Source organism: Tropicimonas aquimaris (assembly GCF_042676185.1).
GTDB lineage: Bacteria > Pseudomonadota > Alphaproteobacteria > Rhodobacterales > Rhodobacteraceae > Tropicimonas > Tropicimonas aquimaris.
Genome location: NZ_JBHTJT010000008.1, coordinates 455,845 through 470,974, shown reverse-complemented (window position 1 = coordinate 470,974; position 15,130 = coordinate 455,845). Strand labels below are relative to the sequence as shown.

The window sequence follows — 15,130 nt, the reverse complement described above, 5'->3', positions numbered from 1 at the left end:
GCTGTTCCGGCTGCCCGCGCCGCACCCCGCGCCGATCCAGCGTCCCGGTCGCTTCGGCTTGCTGCGGCCCCGTCTTCGCCCCATATCTTGGTAATGTTGAAGCTTACGCCCCTCCTGCTGATGCTGGCCTACGGGCTGGTGATGTATCGGTTCTCGGCCTGGAAGACGGCACGCGATCTCGATGCGCGTTCGACCGAACTGGCCGACCCGACCTTGCGCGGACTGACCAACCGGATGGCCGAGGCGTTGGGGCTGGAACGGATTCGGGTTCATATCTACGAGGTCGCGCCGATCAACGGGCTGGCCGCGCCGGACGGGCGGATTTTCATCACCCGTGGCTTCTATGACCGCTACCGTGCGGGCGAGGTCAGCGCCGAGGAGATCTCGAGCGTCATCGCCCACGAACTGGGCCACGTGGCGCTCGGGCATTCGCGGCGGCGGATGATCGACTTTTCGGGGCAGAACGCGATACGGATGGCGCTGGCGACGATGCTGAACCGGTTCCTGCCGGGTCTGGGTGTCTGGATCGCCACAATGTTGACCACGCTGCTGGCCGCCCGCCTGAGCCGGCAGGACGAGTTCGAGGCCGATGCCTATGCCTCGGCCCTGCTGGTCAAGGCCGGCATCGGAACGGAGCCGCAGAAGAGCCTGTTTTCCAAGCTCGAGCACCTGACCGGCGGGCTCGGCGCGGGCACCCCGGCCTGGCTGCTGAGCCACCCGAAGACGGAACAGCGCATCGCCGCGATCGAGGAGCGCGAGGCCCGCTGGTCGCCGCCGCAGATCGAGGACTAGCGGTTCGGCGCATCCATGCTGGAATGCATGGGACTTCTGCACGAACAGGCAATTTCAATGCCGTGACGCATGGCGCATTCTGAGGGCAGATCTACGCAAGGGAGTGCCAAGATCATGTCCGACTTTCCCAGGGCCAGCCGCGGCCTGTTCCGCCTCGCGGGGCTTTTCTACCTGCTGATCATCGTATGCGGCCTCTGGGCGGAGCTGGCGGTGCGCGGCCCGGTTCTGGCGCTGAAAACCCCGGCGCTGCAGAGCGCGGCCATTCTTGCAAACGAGGGTCGTTTTCGCCTCGGCCTTGTCGCCGATGCCGTGATGGCGCTGAGCGACGTGGCGCTGGCCGGGCTGCTCTTCGTAATCCTCGCGCCTGCCGGGATGCTGCTGGCGGGCCTCGCGACGGCCTTTCGTCTCGTGCAGGCGGCGATCATCGGCATGAGCCTGATGCTGCCCTACGCCGCCCTCCATCTGGCGACCACGACGCCCGGCGCACCGCCGCCCCTCGCCGGCACGCTGCTCGCACTGCACGGGGTCAGCTACGATGTCGGGCTGGCGTTCTTCGGGGTGAACTGCCTGCTGACGAGCGTGCTGCTCCGGCGCAGCCCGGCCTTTCCGGGATGGCTCGGCTGGCTGATCGGGGCTGCGGGCGTGGTCTATCTCACCGGGACGGCGCTGCGGCTCGTCGCACCGTCGATGGTGCCCCCCTTCGTCGCGGCCTACATTGTCCCGGCCATAGCGGAGCTTGCCTTCTGCCTGTGGCTGCTGGCCGGCGGGCGGCGTCAGGTCGCCGCCCGGGCCTGAACCTCAGCCCTGTTCGGGTTCCGGCGCCGGTTCGGCCGGGGGCCGCCCCCCGAACAGGCGTTTCACCCGTTCGCGCATGTTCTGCAGCACCACGTAAAGCACCGGCACGAGGATCACGCCGATCAGCGTCGCCGCAAGCATGCCGCCGAACACGGCGATCCCGATGGCGCGCTGGCTGGCCGCGCCGGCGCCGGAGGCGGTGAGCAGCGGCACCACCCCGAGCAGGAACGACAGCGCCGTCATCATCACCGCCCGGAAACGCTGGTGCGCGGCCTCCGCGGCGGCTTCCAGCACCGAAAAGCCGGCGTCGCGCCGTTCCATGGCGAATTCCACGATCAGGATCGCGTTCTTCGCCCCGAGCCCGATCAGCATGATCATCCCGATCTGGGTGTAGAGATTGATGTCGCCCCCCGCGACCGCCACCGCCGCTACCGCCCCGAAGAGCGCGACCGTCACCGAGAGCAGGATCGCCACCGGCATCGTCCAGCTCTCGTATTGCGCCACGAGGAAGAGGTAGCCGAAGAGGATCGCCATGAGCAGGATCACCTGCACCATGCCCGAGGAGGCAAGCTGCTGCTGCGCCGTGCCGGTCCATTCGTAGCTGTAGCCCGGCGGCAGCGCCGTGGCGGCCTCCTCCTGCAGCACGCGGATGGCATCGCCCGTCGACAGCCCTTCCGCCGGCACAGCCGTCACCGTGGCGGAGCGGAACAGGTTGTAGCGGTTGAGCAGCACCGGCCCGAGGATGTTCTCCACGTCGACCAGCGTGCCGAGCGGCACCATCTCGCCGGTGGTGGAGCGCACGTAGAGACGCGAGATGTCCTCGATCTGCGCGCGCTGGTCGCCCTCGGCCTGGATCAGCACCTTGTAGACCCGCCCAAAGAGGTTGAAGTCGTTCACGTAGTAGGAGCCGAGATAGGCCTGCAGGGTCTGGAACACCTCGCTGATCGGCACGTCGAGCGACTTGGCCTTCTCGCGGTCGAGATCGACGAAGACCTGGGGCACGTTGGCCCTGAAGGTGGTGTAGGCCTGCGAGATCTCCGGCCGCTGGTTGACCGCATAGACGAGCCCGCCAAGCGCCGAGGAGAGATCCTGCGCCGAGCCGCCGCCGGTCTGCTGCACCTTCATCTCCACCCCGGCCGAGAGGCCGAGGCCGGAGATCGGCGGCGGGTTGAAGGCGATGACGCTGGCCGCTGCCTCCTGGTTGGCGATGTCGAAGATCTTCTGCAGGATCGCGTCGGCGTGGAGGTCTGGCTCGGTCCGCTCGCCCCATGGATCGAGGTTGACGATGATCATCGCGCCGTTGGAGCCGGACCCCGAGAGCATGCTGAAGCCGTTCACCAGCACCGTGTTGGCCACGCCCGGAATCGCCTCGAGCTGAGTGTTGACCCGATCGGTCACGACCTCGGTCCGCGCCAGCGATGCGGCGTCGGGAAGCTGGACGTCGACGAAGAGCACGCCGTTGTCCTCGGAAGGGATGAACCCCTTGGGCGTCGCCATGAAAAGCGATCCGGTCAGCGCGATCACCGCGCCGATCGCCACGAGGCTCAGAAGCGAGACCCGGACGAAGCGCCGCACGACACTGGAATAGCCGTCCCGCACGCCGCCGATCCCCCGCTCGAAGACAGCGAAGATCCCCTTGGGCGAACCGCTGCGGGGCTTGAGCACGAGGGCGCAGAGCGCGGGCGACAGCGTCAGCGCGTTGATCGAGGAGATCACCACCGCTGTCGAGATCGTCACGGCGAACTGCGAATAGAGCCGCCCTGTGATGCCGGGCATGAAGGTCACCGGCACGAAGACGGCCAGCAGCACGAGCGTTGTCGCGATCACCGGGCCGGTGATCTGGCCCATCGCCTTGGCCGTGGCCTCGGGCGGAGACAGCCCCTCCTCCGCGATGATGCGTTCCACGTTCTCGACCACGACGATGGCGTCGTCCACAACGATGCCGATGGCCAGCACCAGCGCGAAGAGCGAGACGGTGTTCAGCGTCATCCCGAAGGCCAGCAGGAAGGCAAAGGTGCCAATCAGCGAGACCGGGATCGCCACCATCGGGATGATCGTCGCCCGCCACGACCCGAGGAACACGAAAACCACCGACATCACGAGGATGAAGGTCAGGATCAGCGTGGTGACCACGTCGTCAAGAGATTTCTCGACAAAGTCGGTGGAGTTGTAGGGCACCTCGTAGGCGATATCGTCGGGAAATAGCCTCGAAAGGCGCTCGAGTTCGGCCAGCACCCCCTCGGACACCGCGAGCGCGTTCTCGCCCGGCGCCTGGTAGACGGCCAGCACGGTGGACGGCAGCCCGCTGAAGCGGCCGGAGGCGTTGTAGTAGTTCGCGCCCAACTCCACCCGCGCCACGTCCTTGATCCGCACGATGGCCCCGGCGCCGCCGGTGCGCACGATGATGTTCTCGAATTCCTCGACCGTATCAAGCCGGCCCTTGGACTTGATCGTGTACTGGAACTGCTGCCCCTCCGGCGCCGGCGGCGCGCCGATCTGGCCGGCCGAGACCTCGAGGTTCTGCTCCCGGATCGCGGAGATCAGGTCGCCCGGGGTGATGCCGAGGCTGGCCATGCGGTCGGGATCCATCCACATTCGCATGGAGTATTCGAAGTTGGTCAGCACATCGGCCTGCCCCACGCCCTTGACCCGCGCCAGCGCGTCCTTGAGGTTGATCGAGGCGTAGTTCGACAGGAAGACCTCGTCATAGGTGCCTCCCGGCGAATAGAGCGTGGCCACCAGCAGCATGTTGGTCGCCGCCTTCTGGGTGACGACACCGCGACTCGTCACTTCCGTCGGCAGCGATGCCGTCGCCTGGGCCACCCGGTTCTGCACGTTGACCGAGGCGATATCTGGGTCGGTGCCGACCTCGAAGGTGATGGACAGCGAGTATGAGCCGGTGTCGGAACTGTCGGAAGACATGTAGAGCATGTCGTCCACACCGTTCACCTGCGCCTCGATCGGCGCGGCCACGGTGTTCTCCACCGTCTCGGCATTGGCGCCGGTGTAGTTCGCGCTCACCCGGACCACCGGCGGAGTGATCTCGGGGAACTGTTCCACCGGCAGCACCCAATAGGCGATCGAGCCCATCACGGTCAGCACCAGCGAGATCACGAGCGCGGTCTTGGGGCGCCGGATGAAAATCGCGGAGAACATCAGCTCAATCCTCCGACGGCGCCGTGCCGGCGAGGATCGGCTCGACCTGAACGCCCGGGCGCACCCGCTGGAGCCCCTCGACTATCACCGTCTCGCCCTCGCGCATCCCGTCCGTGACGATGAAGGCCGCCTCGTGGGTTCGCCCGAGGGTGACATAGCGTTGCTCTACCCGCTGGTCCGGCGTGACCACCAGCACGAAGTCGCCTCGCTGGTCGCGCTGCACGGCGGCCTGCGGGATCAGCAGCCGCGTCTGCGGGCGCAGCGCCTGGATGTTGACATCCACGAAGGCGCCATCGACGATCAGCCGGCGCTCATTGGAAAATTGCGCCCGGAGCGCGATGGTTCCGGTCGTCGGATCGATCCGGTTGTCGACGAAAACGATCCGACCGGGTTCTTCCAGCCGAGTCCCGTTCGGCAGCGTGACAAAGACATCCGGGGTCTTGTCGGTGCCTGCAAGCTCGGGAAGCCCGGCCTGAAGCCGCTCCAGCACGTCGAGCAACTGCCGTTCAGACAATGTGAAGGCCACCTGGATCGGCCGCTCACGGACCAGTGTCACAAGGGGCGTGGTCGTGGGGCCCACGAGATCGCCGACGCTGCTGGAGATGGTGCCGATCCTGCCGGGGAACGGCGCATGGATCTCGGTATAGCTGCGGTCCAGCTCGGCGGCGCGGATCGCCGCCTTCGCGGAGGCGACCTCCGCCTCGGCCACTTTCTCGTTGGCAAGGGCGACATCTGCCTCGCTCTGCGGCGAGGCCTGCCGGCTTACCAGCTCCCGCCGGCGTGCCAGTTCGATCTGGGCGAGTTCCAGGTTGGCCTCGGCGCGCGACAGATCGGCCTGCCGGGAGGCCAGCGCCGCCTCGTAGGCATCGGGCTCGATGCGGAACAGCAGTTCGCCCTCCGCCACCTCGGCCCCTTCCGCCACCAGCCGCTCGTCGAGAAACCCGCTGACCCGGGCGACGATCTCGACCTTGTCGAGCGCCACGCCCTTGCCGATGAACGACGCCTCGTCGGTCAGCTCTTCGGTATAGGCCGCCGCGACCGATACACGTGCGGCCGGCGCATCGTCCTGCGCCGTCGCGGCGAAGCCGATTGAACTCGCGGCCAGGAGGCATCCCGCAAGGAACGCGGCCAAATGGCCGCTACGTCTGCGCGTCGTTGGCATGGTGGCTGTCTCTCCCTGCTGCCCCGGGCCATCCGACGAGTCCCGCCTCGCCCGAACCCTTCCGCATCAAGAAGTAGACCACCAATCGCGTCAAAGCAAAGAAAGCTCAAGCCTTTGCGTCACAACCCCTTCCCCGTTGACCATGCTCGCGCAGGGCCACCAAAGGGTGTCACGCATAAGCCGATTGCCCCGAGAGCCCGGCCGGCCGGCCCGGAAGCTCTTCCGGAAGCCCGAGACGCCTGCGGGCCTCGTCCATCGCAAGTTCGGCGAAGAAGCCGGAGAGCGGCGCCATGTCACCCCCGTCGCGGCATTGCCCCGCGGCCGGACAATGGATCAGCGCCCCGGTGTTGGCAAAGACGACCTCCTCCTCTTCGAATCGCAGCGCCACGGCAAGCGCGCCCGCCCGGGCACGACGCATCGTCACGCCGCGCCAGCCAACCAATGCGCCCGCGGGAACCAGCACCGGGCCACCGGCCGCCTGGTCCGGCAGGGTCAGTTCCGGCAGATCCAGCAGCAGCCGTGTGCCCGGCAGCAAGGCCAGCCCGAGACAGGTGTTCAACGTGCCCCCCGGCACATGGATCAACCCCAAGGGCCGCTCCGACGTGACCGGCGCCCGCGCGACCGAGGCAAGGCACCGTAGCCCGCCGTCAAAGGTGTGCACCATGTCGCCCGCCCGCAACTCTTCGACCGGTCGCCAGCCCATGGACGTCTCGACCAGCGTTTCGGCAAGTATCGCGTGCGCGGTCTCGGGCTTCCCCAAGTCGCCATCCATCTCGCGTTTCCGGCCGAGTGCCGCGAATCGCGCTCCGGCTGACATGGTCATGGCATCTCTCCTGCGAATCCGGTCCGGGCCATCCGGCCCATTTCCACCGAATGAATGCCGGAACCTTGCCCTGCGAAGGACACATCAGCGGCAACAATGAGGCATCTTTTCAAGCGAACCGCTCGTTGCTATCCTCTCGATGCGAACGTAAATCATTTGGAAACAATGCATTAAAGCTTGAGAAACCCAAGTCTGGGTAGAAACGATTTGTGCCCCTCGCAGCTGATTGAACGAGTTTACCAGGATGTTCTCACGATGATGACCTGTACCGTCACCTATCCCTACCGCCTCTGTCTCGCTCTCGTACTCCGGATTCTAACCGGACTGATTGTCGAGCTCCCGGCCGAGGATCTGCGGGCCCGGATTTCCTCGCTCCCGCTCCATGCCCAGATCCCGCTGATCGGGAATTTCATAGTCACGCTGGGGCTCGCCACGCTGGTCTTCGCCCATGCCGGCTGGGGCGGTCCGATCGCCTTCTGGTTGGCGCTGGCGCTCGTGGTGCGGTAGTCAGGCCTCCGGATCGGCGGGGAGGTCGCTCTCCGCCGGGCGAAACCCGGTCGCCACCACGAATCTCTCCGAGGAATCGGAGCGGCTTGCCGGGGGTTTCACATTCGCCACCTTGGTGAAACGCTGCTTGAGCAGCTTCTGCAACTCACCCTCCGCGCCGCCCGCGAGCACCTTGGCCACGAAGGTCCCGCCCGGAGCCAGCACGTCGAAGGCGAAATGCGCCGCGGTCTCGCACAGGGCGATGATCCGCAGGTGGTCGGTCTGCTTGTGCCCCGAGGAGGCCGCGGCCATGTCGGACATCACCACATCCGCCTCGCCGCCGAGCCAGGCCTTCACCTTGTCGTCGGCGCCGTCCTCCATGAAGTCGAGCACATGGGTCTCGGCCCCGGCAATCGGCTCCACCTCCTTGAGATCGACCCCGAGAACAGTGCCCATCGCCTTGCCGGACTTCTCGCCCAAGGCATTCACGCGGGCAACGGCCACCTGGCACCAGCCGCCCGGCGCGCAGCCAAGGTCGACAACGCGGGCGCCCGGCACGAGGAAGCGGAACTTGTCGTCCAGTTCGAGGATCTTGAACGCTGCACGCCCGCGATAGCCCTCGCGTCTGGCGCGCGCCACATAGGGATCGTTGAGCTGTCGTTCGAGCCAACGGGTCGAGCTGAGCTTCCGCCCCCGCGCCGTCTTCACCTTCACCTTCAGATCGCGCTGGCCGCGCCCGCTGGTCTTCTTTGCCATCCCCTGCCCTTCGCGTCTCGCGTGAAAGCTCTCAAGCCTCCGGCGGGCATATTTCGAGACAGAAGAAGAGCGCAACCCCAACGCGTCCTCTGTCTGAAATTATCCGCGCCGCCGACAGCCGCCTCGTGCGGCGTCAGAACGGCCCGTCTTCCAGAACTCCGTCCGACGACATTTGCGCATAGAGCAGCCCCTCGCGCAGACCGCGATCCGCCACCGAGAGCCGATCCGTCGGCCAGACCCGCATCAGCGCCTGCAGGATCGCCGAGCCCGACATGATGAGCGACTGACGGTCCTTGCCGATGCGCGGATCGGCGCGGCGGCCCTCCTCGCCCAGCTCGAGATAGCCGCGGATCACCGCGTCGATCTGGTCGGAGCTCATCCTCAGACCGTCGACCTTGGTGCGATCGTACCGGCGCAGGCCGAGATGGCTGGCTGCCACCGTGGTAACCGTTCCGGAGGTGCCGATGATCTGGAAGCCTTCGCGCGCCTGTTCGTGTGCATAGGGCGAGAAATCGGCCAGTTGCTCCTCGAAATACCAGCTCATCAGCGCAAAGCGTCCGGCGTCGTCCTCGACGTCGCGGAACAGATCCTTGAGCGTCGCGACCCCGAGCGGCACCGAGATCCAGTCCACGACCTTGGCGGTGGGGAACGGATGGTCGCCGGTGTCGAACCCCTTGTGCAGCCGCATGATCGCGCGGGCGCGGTCCGGCCCGGGCACGCGGCTCAGGTCGATCCAGACAAGCTCCGTCGAGCCGCCGCCGATGTCGACCACGAGCAGTTGCTCGGTCTTGACCGAGACCAGCGGCGCGCAGGAGACGACGGCGAGGCGGGCCTCCTCCTCCGGGGCGATGATGTCGAGTTGCAGTCCGGTTTCACGGTTCACGAATCGTATGAAATCCCGGGCGTTCTTGGCTCTGCGGCAGGCTTCCGTCGCGACCAGGCGCATGCGTTGCACCTTGTGCTTCTGGAACTTCGCCTTGCAGATCCGCAGCGCCTGCACGGTCCGCGCCATCGAGGCGCGCGACAGCCGGCCGCTGGCCTCAAGCCCACTGCCGAGTTGCACCGATTTCGAGAAACTGTCCACGACGTGAAACTGGCTGCCCTTCGGCTGGGCAACCAGCATTCTGCAGGAATTCGTTCCCAGATCCAGAGCCGCATAGGGGGCTACCGGATCGGGCGGTTCGGGTGCGAGGGTTACGACCGGTTTCGGGAACGCGCCCGCACCTATGGGACGCTTGGGCGCCATCTCACGCCCTCCATATCAAGTTGTCCCTAAGGTAGCGATCCAACCGGTCTCGTGCAAGCCCGTCCCCTCGTCCGGCACCCCGTGCCGCAGGGCTTTTTGCGCCTGCGCAGAGCCGGCTCGGGGCGGGTTCGCCGGCAGTGAGTTGCCTCGACGTCGCCCGCGCCCTCTGTGATGTCGAAAAACGCACGCGGCACCCGGGATCGGCGTCGTAAACCGGAAGAAACGCACGAACGGAAACACGGACCCATGCCCGAAGTCACCATCGTCTACTGGCGCGACATACCCGCCCAGGTGATTGTCGGCCGCGGCCGCGGCGGTGCCAAGGCGCCTTTGTCCGAGCGTTTCGAGAAGGCGATCGATCGCTGCGCCATGGCAATCGGCGCAAAGGACAGCGACGCCTATCTCGCGGAATGGCGCAAGGCCGCTTCGGGAAACATCGACGGTTCCGCCGAGGTGGTGCTGCGGTCGGAAGTGGAGCGTCTGGAGGCGGCATATGACGATGCCCGCCTGAAGCACCTGATCACACATGCCGGATGGGATTGACCCCGGCACATATCTGGGAGACCGCGATGGCCCTGCTACCGTTTCGCAAGACGAAGGCCTCAAGGGGCGGTGCCTCCGATCTCGAAGCCTTTCTGAAGGGGTTTTCGATCGAGGTGATGCCTCGCACCGCGGCCAAGATCGAGGATTTCCGCAGCCTGCTGCCCGCCGGCACGCGCGTCTACATCGCCCATATCGACGGGACCCCGATCGACGAGATGGTGGCCACAGCCAAGCGCCTCGCGGCCGAAGGATTCCCGGTAATGCCGCACTTCCCGGCCCGGATCATCGCCGACCGCACCACGCTGGCCGACTGGATCGCCCGCTACCAGGGAGAGGCCGGCGTGGCCCAGGCGCTGCTGCTCGCAGGCGGTGTCGACGCGCCCCGCGGGGACTTCCACTGCTCCTTGCAACTGCTTGAAACTGAAGAGTTCGACAAGGCCGGCTTCACCCGCCTGCACGTCGCCGGCCATCCGGAGGGCAACCGGGACATAGATCCGGACGGATCGGTGAAAAACGTCATGGAAGCTCTTCGCTGGAAACAGGAGTTCTCGAAGCGCACCGACGCGGACATGGCCATTGTCACGCAATTCGCCTTCGAGCCCGAACCGGTGATCGCCTGGGCCGAGGGGTTGCGCGCCGCCGGGATTGACCTGCCGGTCCACATCGGCATCGCGGGGCCGGCCAAGCTGCAGACGATGATCAGGTTCGCCGTGGCCTGTGGCGTGGGCCCCAGTCTCCGGGTCCTGCAGCGGCGCGCGCGCGACGTGACCAAACTGGTTACGCCCTTCGAGCCGACCGAGATCCTCACGGACCTGGCGCGCCACAAGGCCGCAAATCCGGATTTCGCCATCGAACAGGTGCACTTCTTCCCGCTGGGGGGTATCAAGGCAACGGCCGACTGGACGGCCGAACATGGCGGCGCAGTCCCCCGCGCGGCCGCAGCCACAGCCTGAGTGACCCGATGACCACAGCCCTGCTCTTCGATCTGGACGGAACCCTGATCGAGTCCGATCACCTCCATGCGGAAGTCTTTGCCGACATGTTCGCCGAGCGCGGCAAGCAAATCGATTTCGCGTTCTATCGCAGTCACATACATGGCCGTCTGAATGCAGATATCTTCGGCGAGCTGTTCCCGGGAGAGGACGCGAACGTGCTGGCAGTCCAGAAGGAGGCGGAGTACCGCAGGCGGCTCGGCCCCGGCCATCCGCCGGTGAAGGGCACCGTCGCCTTGCTGGACCTTGCGGACCGCATGGGCTGGCCGAAGGCCGTGGTGACCAATGCGCCGCGCGACAATGGCGAGGCGGTGCTCGAGGCGCTCGGGATCGCGGCGCGGATCGACACGCTGGTCATCGCGGACGAATGCGTCCGCGGCAAGCCTGACCCGGCCCCCTATGCCGAAGGGCTTCGCCGGCTCGGCGCAGATCCCGCGACCTCGCTCGCCTTCGAGGACAGCCCGTCCGGCATCCGGTCCGCCGTCGGAGCCGGGGTCAAGACGATCGGCATCCGCTCCCTGCTCGACGACGCCACCCTGCGCGCCGCCGGCGCCTCCGCCAGCATCGCCGATTACGACGACCCCGCCCTTCAGCCCCATCTTGCGCAACTCACAGGAGCCGCCGCATGACCCGCACCGTCATCGAGAGCAAGTCACGCACCGTCACCATCGGCTTCGACGAGCCGTTCTGCGTGATCGGCGAGCGGATCAACCCAACAGGCCGCAAGAAGCTCGCCGCAGAGCTCGAAGCCGGCGACTTCTCGACCGTGGAGAAGGACGCGCTGGAGCAGGTCGCCTGCGGGGCGATGGTGCTCGACGTGAACTCCGGCGCCGTCTTCACCAACAAGATGGCCGAGGACCCGCGCTACGCGGACAACAATTTCGTCGAGCCGATGCTGATGAAGGAGCTGATCGCCCGCATCCAGGCGGTGACCGATGTGCCGCTCTGCATCGACAGCTCGGTGCCCGGCGCGCTGGAAAACGGCCTCGCGATGGCCGAGGGCCGGCCGCTGCTCAACTCGGTGACCGGCGAGGAGGAACGGCTCGAGCTGGTTCTGCCGCTGGTGAAGAAATACAACGTGCCGGTCGTGGCGATCTCCAACGACGACACCGGGATCTCCGAGAACCCGGACGTGCGCTTTGCCGTCGCGAAGAAGATCGTCGAGCGCGCGGCCGATTTCGGCATCCCCGCCCACGACATCGTGGTCGACCCGCTGGTGATGCCGGTGGGCGCGATGGCGACCGCGGGGCGGCAGGTCTTCACGCTGGTGCGGCGGTTGCGTGACGAGCTGGGCGTGAACACCACCTGCGGCGCGTCCAACATCTCCTTCGGGCTGCCGAACCGGCACGGGGTCAACGCGGCCTTCCTGCCGATGGCGATCGGGGCCGGCATGACCTCTGCCATCATGAACCCGGTGCGCTCGGTCGAGATGGAGGCGATCCGCGCCGCCAACATGCTGATGGACCACGATCCGAACGGCAGCGCCTGGATCGGCTTCTCCCGGGTGCTCGACGCGGTCAAGGAGGGCGCGACCTTTGCCGAGGCCAGCAAGGCGGCGGCGGCGGCCGGAGCGGGCCGCGGCGGCCGGAGGCGCCGGCGGGCCTGATCCGACCCTTCACCGCCGAATCTACTGTCCGGGCGCACCGGCCTTTGCGGCAAAGACGGCTTCGGCGGCAGGATGAAGCGCTGCGGTCATCCCGTCGCCCTTGAGGCGCTCGAGCGGCCGCTCCCGCAACACCGGGTTCGACGTGGCGAGCAAGCCAAGGTTGTCGAGAATCATCCTGGAGAAGTAGTCGACGGTCTCGTCAGACGTGTCGGCTCGGGTGACCAGCGTGGCGGATACCGAGATCGTGTCGATATCGGCGAACAGGCCGCCATAGGTATCGGACGAGATCTCTGTCCGGGCGAAATCGCTGCTCTCGGCCAGCAGGGCGTCGACCACGGGACCGCGTATCGAAACGATCTCGCCGTTGCAGTCGGAAAGCGCCGACTGGACCGATGCGTTCGGATGGCCCAGCACAAGCAGGACCGCATCGACCGCTCCGCGACAAAACTCCGCCCGCACGGCACTTCCCGCAAGCCCGACGAATTTCGCCCGATCCTCGTCCGACAACTCGAGTGCGGCAAGCAACCGTTCGTTGGTCGCACGACGCGCGATGACAGGGTCGCCGATATCGACGGTCTTGCCAGCGAGATCCTCGATTCCGTTGATGCCGGCGCCCTTCCGGACGAGAAGCGTGACAGCCTCCGGATAGAGCGACATCACCCCCCGAAGGTCCTCCATAGGTCCGGTTTCGGCAAAGGGACCCGTGCCCTCGACCGCGCGGCGCTGCCAGTCGGACTGCACCAGCGCGAAATCCAGTTCCCCCCGCTGCATCGCGAGGAGGTTGTATACAGAGCCCGGCGTCGGCTCGGGACTGCACCGCAGGTCCCTTCGGCCGGTCCGGTTCGCCAGGTCGCAGATCGCACCCACCACGGCATGGTAGGTTCCCGCGAGCGAGGCTGAACCGAAGGTCACGACGGTGATGTCGCGTGCCACGGCCGCACCGGCGCCGAGCGCGAGCGCCGCAACGGTCGCCGCAACGGGCAAGCCGCGCGATACCACCCTTGCACCTCGCCTGGTCGATACGGAGATACGGTCCATTTCCCCCCTCCGGGTTACAGGAAGATTTCATACGTGCTGCACGCAAGACTTACATTTTTCTATGCAGGTGGCGCCAATAAATCTATCACCTTGGGAGGGTTCGACAGACCGGCAGGGTCACCATGCCAGAGATTGTTTACGAGATTCCGCAGGTTCAGCTTGCGATCTATTTCATGCTCGCGGCGGTCGCCGCGATGTTCTTCGGCATCCTTGTTGTGAAACCCGTCCTGCGGCTGCTCTTCGGCACCGGCCCCGAGTTCAACCAGAACCTGAGCTTCGGGTCCGCCGGGTTCAACCTGTTCTACGGCCTGCTCCTCGGCCTGCTGACCGTCTCCGCCTACCAGAACAACACGCGTGTGCAGATGGCGATCGAGGCGGAGGCCAGCGCGATCGCCGTTCTCTACAACGACATGGACAGCTATTCCGACCCGACGCGCTCCAGCATGAAGGCGATGCTGCGCGACTACGTGCTCTACACCGTCTACCGGGACTGGCCGGCGCACCGCGAGGGGCAGTTTCTCGACGGCGGGCAGAACCGCGCCAGCGCGATGAGCCAGACGCTTTACGGATACCGGCCGACCGAGGGCGGCGAGACCGTCATGCATGCCGCCGTCATCCGGCGTCTGGGCGAGTTCAACGACGCGCGCCAGGAGCGGCTCAACGGCGTCACCACCGCGATCCCCAACGTGCTGTGGTACGCGGTGCTGATGGGCGCCGGCGTCAGCGTCCTGCTGGTGGTCCTGCTGCGCATGCGACCGCACCAGCAGTTCCTCATCGGCACGATTTCATCGGTCTTTCTCGGCGTGATCCTGTTCGTGATCGTGACACTGGATCAGCCCCTGCGCGGCGAATCGGGGCTCGAGCCGACACCGTTCCAACTACTCTGGGACAGGCAGATGCGATGGGACGAGGGGTTGCCCAGCCTGACGGCCGCCGACACTGGAGACAAGCAGGATGGCTGAGTTCTCGGTGCGCGAGATCGAAGGCATGCGCCAGGTCGTCATTCGCCTGAACGACGAGATGGTGCGCGCCCGCTCAGGCGCGTTGTCCAACATGTATGGCAAGATCACCATGACGCCGCGCCTGCCCGGGGTGCGGACCGTCTTTCGCTCGATGTTTGCCCCCGAGGCGCGCATCCGTCCGGAATACTCCGGCAACGGCACCGTGCATCTGCAGCCATCGCTCACCGGCTTTCACACTTTCGATGTCCATCCCGACGAATACTGGATCCTCGAACCGGGCGTGTTCTGGGCCTCCGAGGGATCGGTCGATCTCGGCCTTGGGCGCGACCCGTTCTTTGCCAGCCTCTGGGCTGGCGACGGGTTCTTCAACTGGAAGACGACGATGCACGGCAGCGGCAAAGTGACGATCAATGCCCCCGGCCCTGTCGAATGCCTCGATGTCAAGGACGAGGAACTGCGCGTGCAGGGCCGGCTGGTCCTTGGCCGGACCCGGGGCCTGAAGTTCTCCTCGCAGCGCTCCGCGCGCTTCCCGAGAAACTTCATTTCTGGCCAGAAACGCATGCGGGTGTTCAGCGGCACCGGAAAGGTCCTGGTCTGCTGGACGCCCTACTGGAACCAGTTCATGTTCCAACGCATGACCGGCGAGAGCATCGAGGGCTCGCTCTTCGAGTAACTCAGCCGCGCGATGGCGCTGCCGGATCGGAATGCGCCGCGTTTGGGCTTTCGCTCGTGGCGGAGGGGGCTAGTGTTTGCAGCCGCAGCCAGATCGACAG

The 15,130-nt window shown here is 66.3% G+C and carries 15 protein-coding genes; 9 read left to right on the top strand and 6 right to left on the bottom strand.

The window, feature by feature from the left end; all coding sequences use genetic code 11:
* The first annotated feature begins 93 nt into the window (after positions 1 to 93).
* Positions 94 to 792, top strand: a complete 699-nt coding sequence (locus ACFQ2S_RS08665; RefSeq protein WP_386074043.1) for a M48 family metallopeptidase — start codon at positions 94 to 96, stop codon at positions 790 to 792.
* Between the two features lie 114 nt (positions 793 to 906).
* Positions 907 to 1,587, top strand: a complete 681-nt coding sequence (locus ACFQ2S_RS08660; RefSeq protein ID WP_386074042.1) for a DUF4386 domain-containing protein — start codon at positions 907 to 909, stop codon at positions 1,585 to 1,587.
* A 3-nt stretch (positions 1,588 to 1,590) separates the two neighbouring features.
* Here the strand turns inward: ACFQ2S_RS08660 and ACFQ2S_RS08655 are convergent, their stop codons facing one another.
* From ACFQ2S_RS08655 to ACFQ2S_RS08645, 3 genes are all read right to left on the bottom strand, one after another.
* Complete coding sequence (locus ACFQ2S_RS08655; protein ID WP_386074041.1) at positions 1,591 to 4,743, bottom strand: efflux RND transporter permease subunit; 3,153 nt, start codon at positions 4,741 to 4,743, stop codon at positions 1,591 to 1,593.
* 4 nt (positions 4,744 to 4,747) lie between these two features.
* Entirely contained in the window at positions 4,748 to 5,905 is a 1,158-nt protein-coding gene (locus ACFQ2S_RS08650) for an efflux RND transporter periplasmic adaptor subunit (RefSeq protein ID WP_386074040.1), read from the bottom strand.
* Positions 5,906 to 6,074: 169 nt separating this feature from the next.
* Positions 6,075 to 6,728, bottom strand: a complete 654-nt coding sequence (locus tag ACFQ2S_RS08645; RefSeq protein ID WP_386074039.1) for a Hint domain-containing protein — start codon at positions 6,726 to 6,728, stop codon at positions 6,075 to 6,077.
* Between the two features lie 255 nt (positions 6,729 to 6,983).
* Here ACFQ2S_RS08645 and ACFQ2S_RS08640 point away from each other — a divergent pair, with 255 nt between their 5' ends.
* The gene (locus ACFQ2S_RS08640; protein ID WP_386074038.1) at positions 6,984 to 7,235 is read left to right on the top strand and encodes a hypothetical protein; all 252 of its coding nucleotides are present in this window, start codon (positions 6,984 to 6,986) and stop codon (positions 7,233 to 7,235) included.
* On the opposite strand, the gene ACFQ2S_RS08635 is transcribed toward ACFQ2S_RS08640, so the two are convergent.
* A complete protein-coding gene (locus tag ACFQ2S_RS08635; protein WP_386074037.1) occupies positions 7,236 to 7,970 on the bottom strand; it encodes an RlmE family RNA methyltransferase in 735 nt (244 codons plus the stop codon).
* A gap of 133 nt (positions 7,971 to 8,103) precedes the next feature.
* Positions 8,104 to 9,216: a Ppx/GppA phosphatase family protein gene (locus tag ACFQ2S_RS08630; RefSeq protein ID WP_386074036.1), complete on the bottom strand. Its 1,113-nt coding sequence runs from the start codon at positions 9,214 to 9,216 to the stop codon at positions 8,104 to 8,106.
* A gap of 246 nt (positions 9,217 to 9,462) precedes the next feature.
* Between ACFQ2S_RS08630 and ACFQ2S_RS08625 the strand changes: the two genes are divergently transcribed.
* Genes ACFQ2S_RS08625 through ACFQ2S_RS08610 form a run of 4 tightly spaced genes read left to right on the top strand, consistent with a single transcriptional unit; the run spans position 9,463 to position 12,357 of the window.
* Positions 9,463 to 9,759, top strand: a complete 297-nt coding sequence (locus tag ACFQ2S_RS08625; protein ID WP_386074035.1) for a virulence factor — start codon at positions 9,463 to 9,465, stop codon at positions 9,757 to 9,759.
* A 26-nt stretch (positions 9,760 to 9,785) separates the two neighbouring features.
* Positions 9,786 to 10,712 (top strand): methylenetetrahydrofolate reductase, encoded by a 927-nt coding sequence (locus ACFQ2S_RS08620; protein WP_386074034.1) that lies wholly within the window; start codon positions 9,786 to 9,788, stop codon positions 10,710 to 10,712.
* 8 nt (positions 10,713 to 10,720) lie between these two features.
* Complete coding sequence (locus ACFQ2S_RS08615) at positions 10,721 to 11,380, top strand: HAD family hydrolase (RefSeq protein ID WP_386074033.1); 660 nt, start codon at positions 10,721 to 10,723, stop codon at positions 11,378 to 11,380.
* Positions 11,377 to 12,357 carry a methyltetrahydrofolate cobalamin methyltransferase gene (locus ACFQ2S_RS08610; protein WP_386074032.1) on the top strand — a complete coding sequence of 327 codons (981 nt, stop codon included), beginning with the start codon at positions 11,377 to 11,379 and terminating at the stop codon, positions 12,355 to 12,357. Before ACFQ2S_RS08615 ends, ACFQ2S_RS08610 begins: the two co-directional genes overlap by 4 nt.
* 21 nt (positions 12,358 to 12,378) lie before the next feature.
* Here the strand turns inward: ACFQ2S_RS08610 and ACFQ2S_RS08605 are convergent, their stop codons facing one another.
* Positions 12,379 to 13,395, bottom strand: coding sequence for a TAXI family TRAP transporter solute-binding subunit (locus ACFQ2S_RS08605; protein ID WP_386074031.1), 1,017 nt, complete (start codon positions 13,393 to 13,395; stop codon positions 12,379 to 12,381).
* A gap of 122 nt (positions 13,396 to 13,517) precedes the next feature.
* On the opposite strand from ACFQ2S_RS08605, the gene ACFQ2S_RS08600 reads away from it, so the two are divergent.
* Both ACFQ2S_RS08600 and ACFQ2S_RS08595 read left to right on the top strand, forming a co-directional pair.
* A complete protein-coding gene (locus ACFQ2S_RS08600; RefSeq protein WP_386074030.1) occupies positions 13,518 to 14,357 on the top strand; it encodes a bestrophin-like domain in 840 nt (279 codons plus the stop codon).
* Positions 14,350 to 15,030 carry an AIM24 family protein gene (locus ACFQ2S_RS08595; RefSeq protein WP_386074029.1) on the top strand — a complete coding sequence of 227 codons (681 nt, stop codon included), beginning with the start codon at positions 14,350 to 14,352 and terminating at the stop codon, positions 15,028 to 15,030. The genes ACFQ2S_RS08600 and ACFQ2S_RS08595 overlap by 8 nt, the downstream gene beginning before the upstream one ends.
* Positions 15,031 to 15,130 lie beyond the last annotated feature (100 nt).

Coding starts and splice junctions, on each gene's coding strand:
- ACFQ2S_RS08665 (WP_386074043.1), top strand. CDS start 94: ATGTTGAAGCTTACGCCCCTCCTGCTGATGCTGGCCTACGGGCTGGTG.
- ACFQ2S_RS08660 (WP_386074042.1), top strand. CDS start 907: ATGTCCGACTTTCCCAGGGCCAGCCGCGGCCTGTTCCGCCTCGCGGGG.
- ACFQ2S_RS08655 (WP_386074041.1), bottom strand. CDS start 4,743: ATGTTCTCCGCGATTTTCATCCGGCGCCCCAAGACCGCGCTCGTGATC.
- ACFQ2S_RS08650 (WP_386074040.1), bottom strand. CDS start 5,905: ATGCCAACGACGCGCAGACGTAGCGGCCATTTGGCCGCGTTCCTTGCG.
- ACFQ2S_RS08645 (WP_386074039.1), bottom strand. CDS start 6,728: ATGACCATGTCAGCCGGAGCGCGATTCGCGGCACTCGGCCGGAAACGC.
- ACFQ2S_RS08640 (WP_386074038.1), top strand. CDS start 6,984: ATGATGACCTGTACCGTCACCTATCCCTACCGCCTCTGTCTCGCTCTC.
- ACFQ2S_RS08635 (WP_386074037.1), bottom strand. CDS start 7,970: ATGGCAAAGAAGACCAGCGGGCGCGGCCAGCGCGATCTGAAGGTGAAG.
- ACFQ2S_RS08630 (WP_386074036.1), bottom strand. CDS start 9,216: ATGGCGCCCAAGCGTCCCATAGGTGCGGGCGCGTTCCCGAAACCGGTC.
- ACFQ2S_RS08625 (WP_386074035.1), top strand. CDS start 9,463: ATGCCCGAAGTCACCATCGTCTACTGGCGCGACATACCCGCCCAGGTG.
- ACFQ2S_RS08620 (WP_386074034.1), top strand. CDS start 9,786: ATGGCCCTGCTACCGTTTCGCAAGACGAAGGCCTCAAGGGGCGGTGCC.
- ACFQ2S_RS08615 (WP_386074033.1), top strand. CDS start 10,721: ATGACCACAGCCCTGCTCTTCGATCTGGACGGAACCCTGATCGAGTCC.
- ACFQ2S_RS08610 (WP_386074032.1), top strand. CDS start 11,377: ATGACCCGCACCGTCATCGAGAGCAAGTCACGCACCGTCACCATCGGC.
- ACFQ2S_RS08605 (WP_386074031.1), bottom strand. CDS start 13,395: ATGGACCGTATCTCCGTATCGACCAGGCGAGGTGCAAGGGTGGTATCG.
- ACFQ2S_RS08600 (WP_386074030.1), top strand. CDS start 13,518: ATGCCAGAGATTGTTTACGAGATTCCGCAGGTTCAGCTTGCGATCTAT.
- ACFQ2S_RS08595 (WP_386074029.1), top strand. CDS start 14,350: ATGGCTGAGTTCTCGGTGCGCGAGATCGAAGGCATGCGCCAGGTCGTC.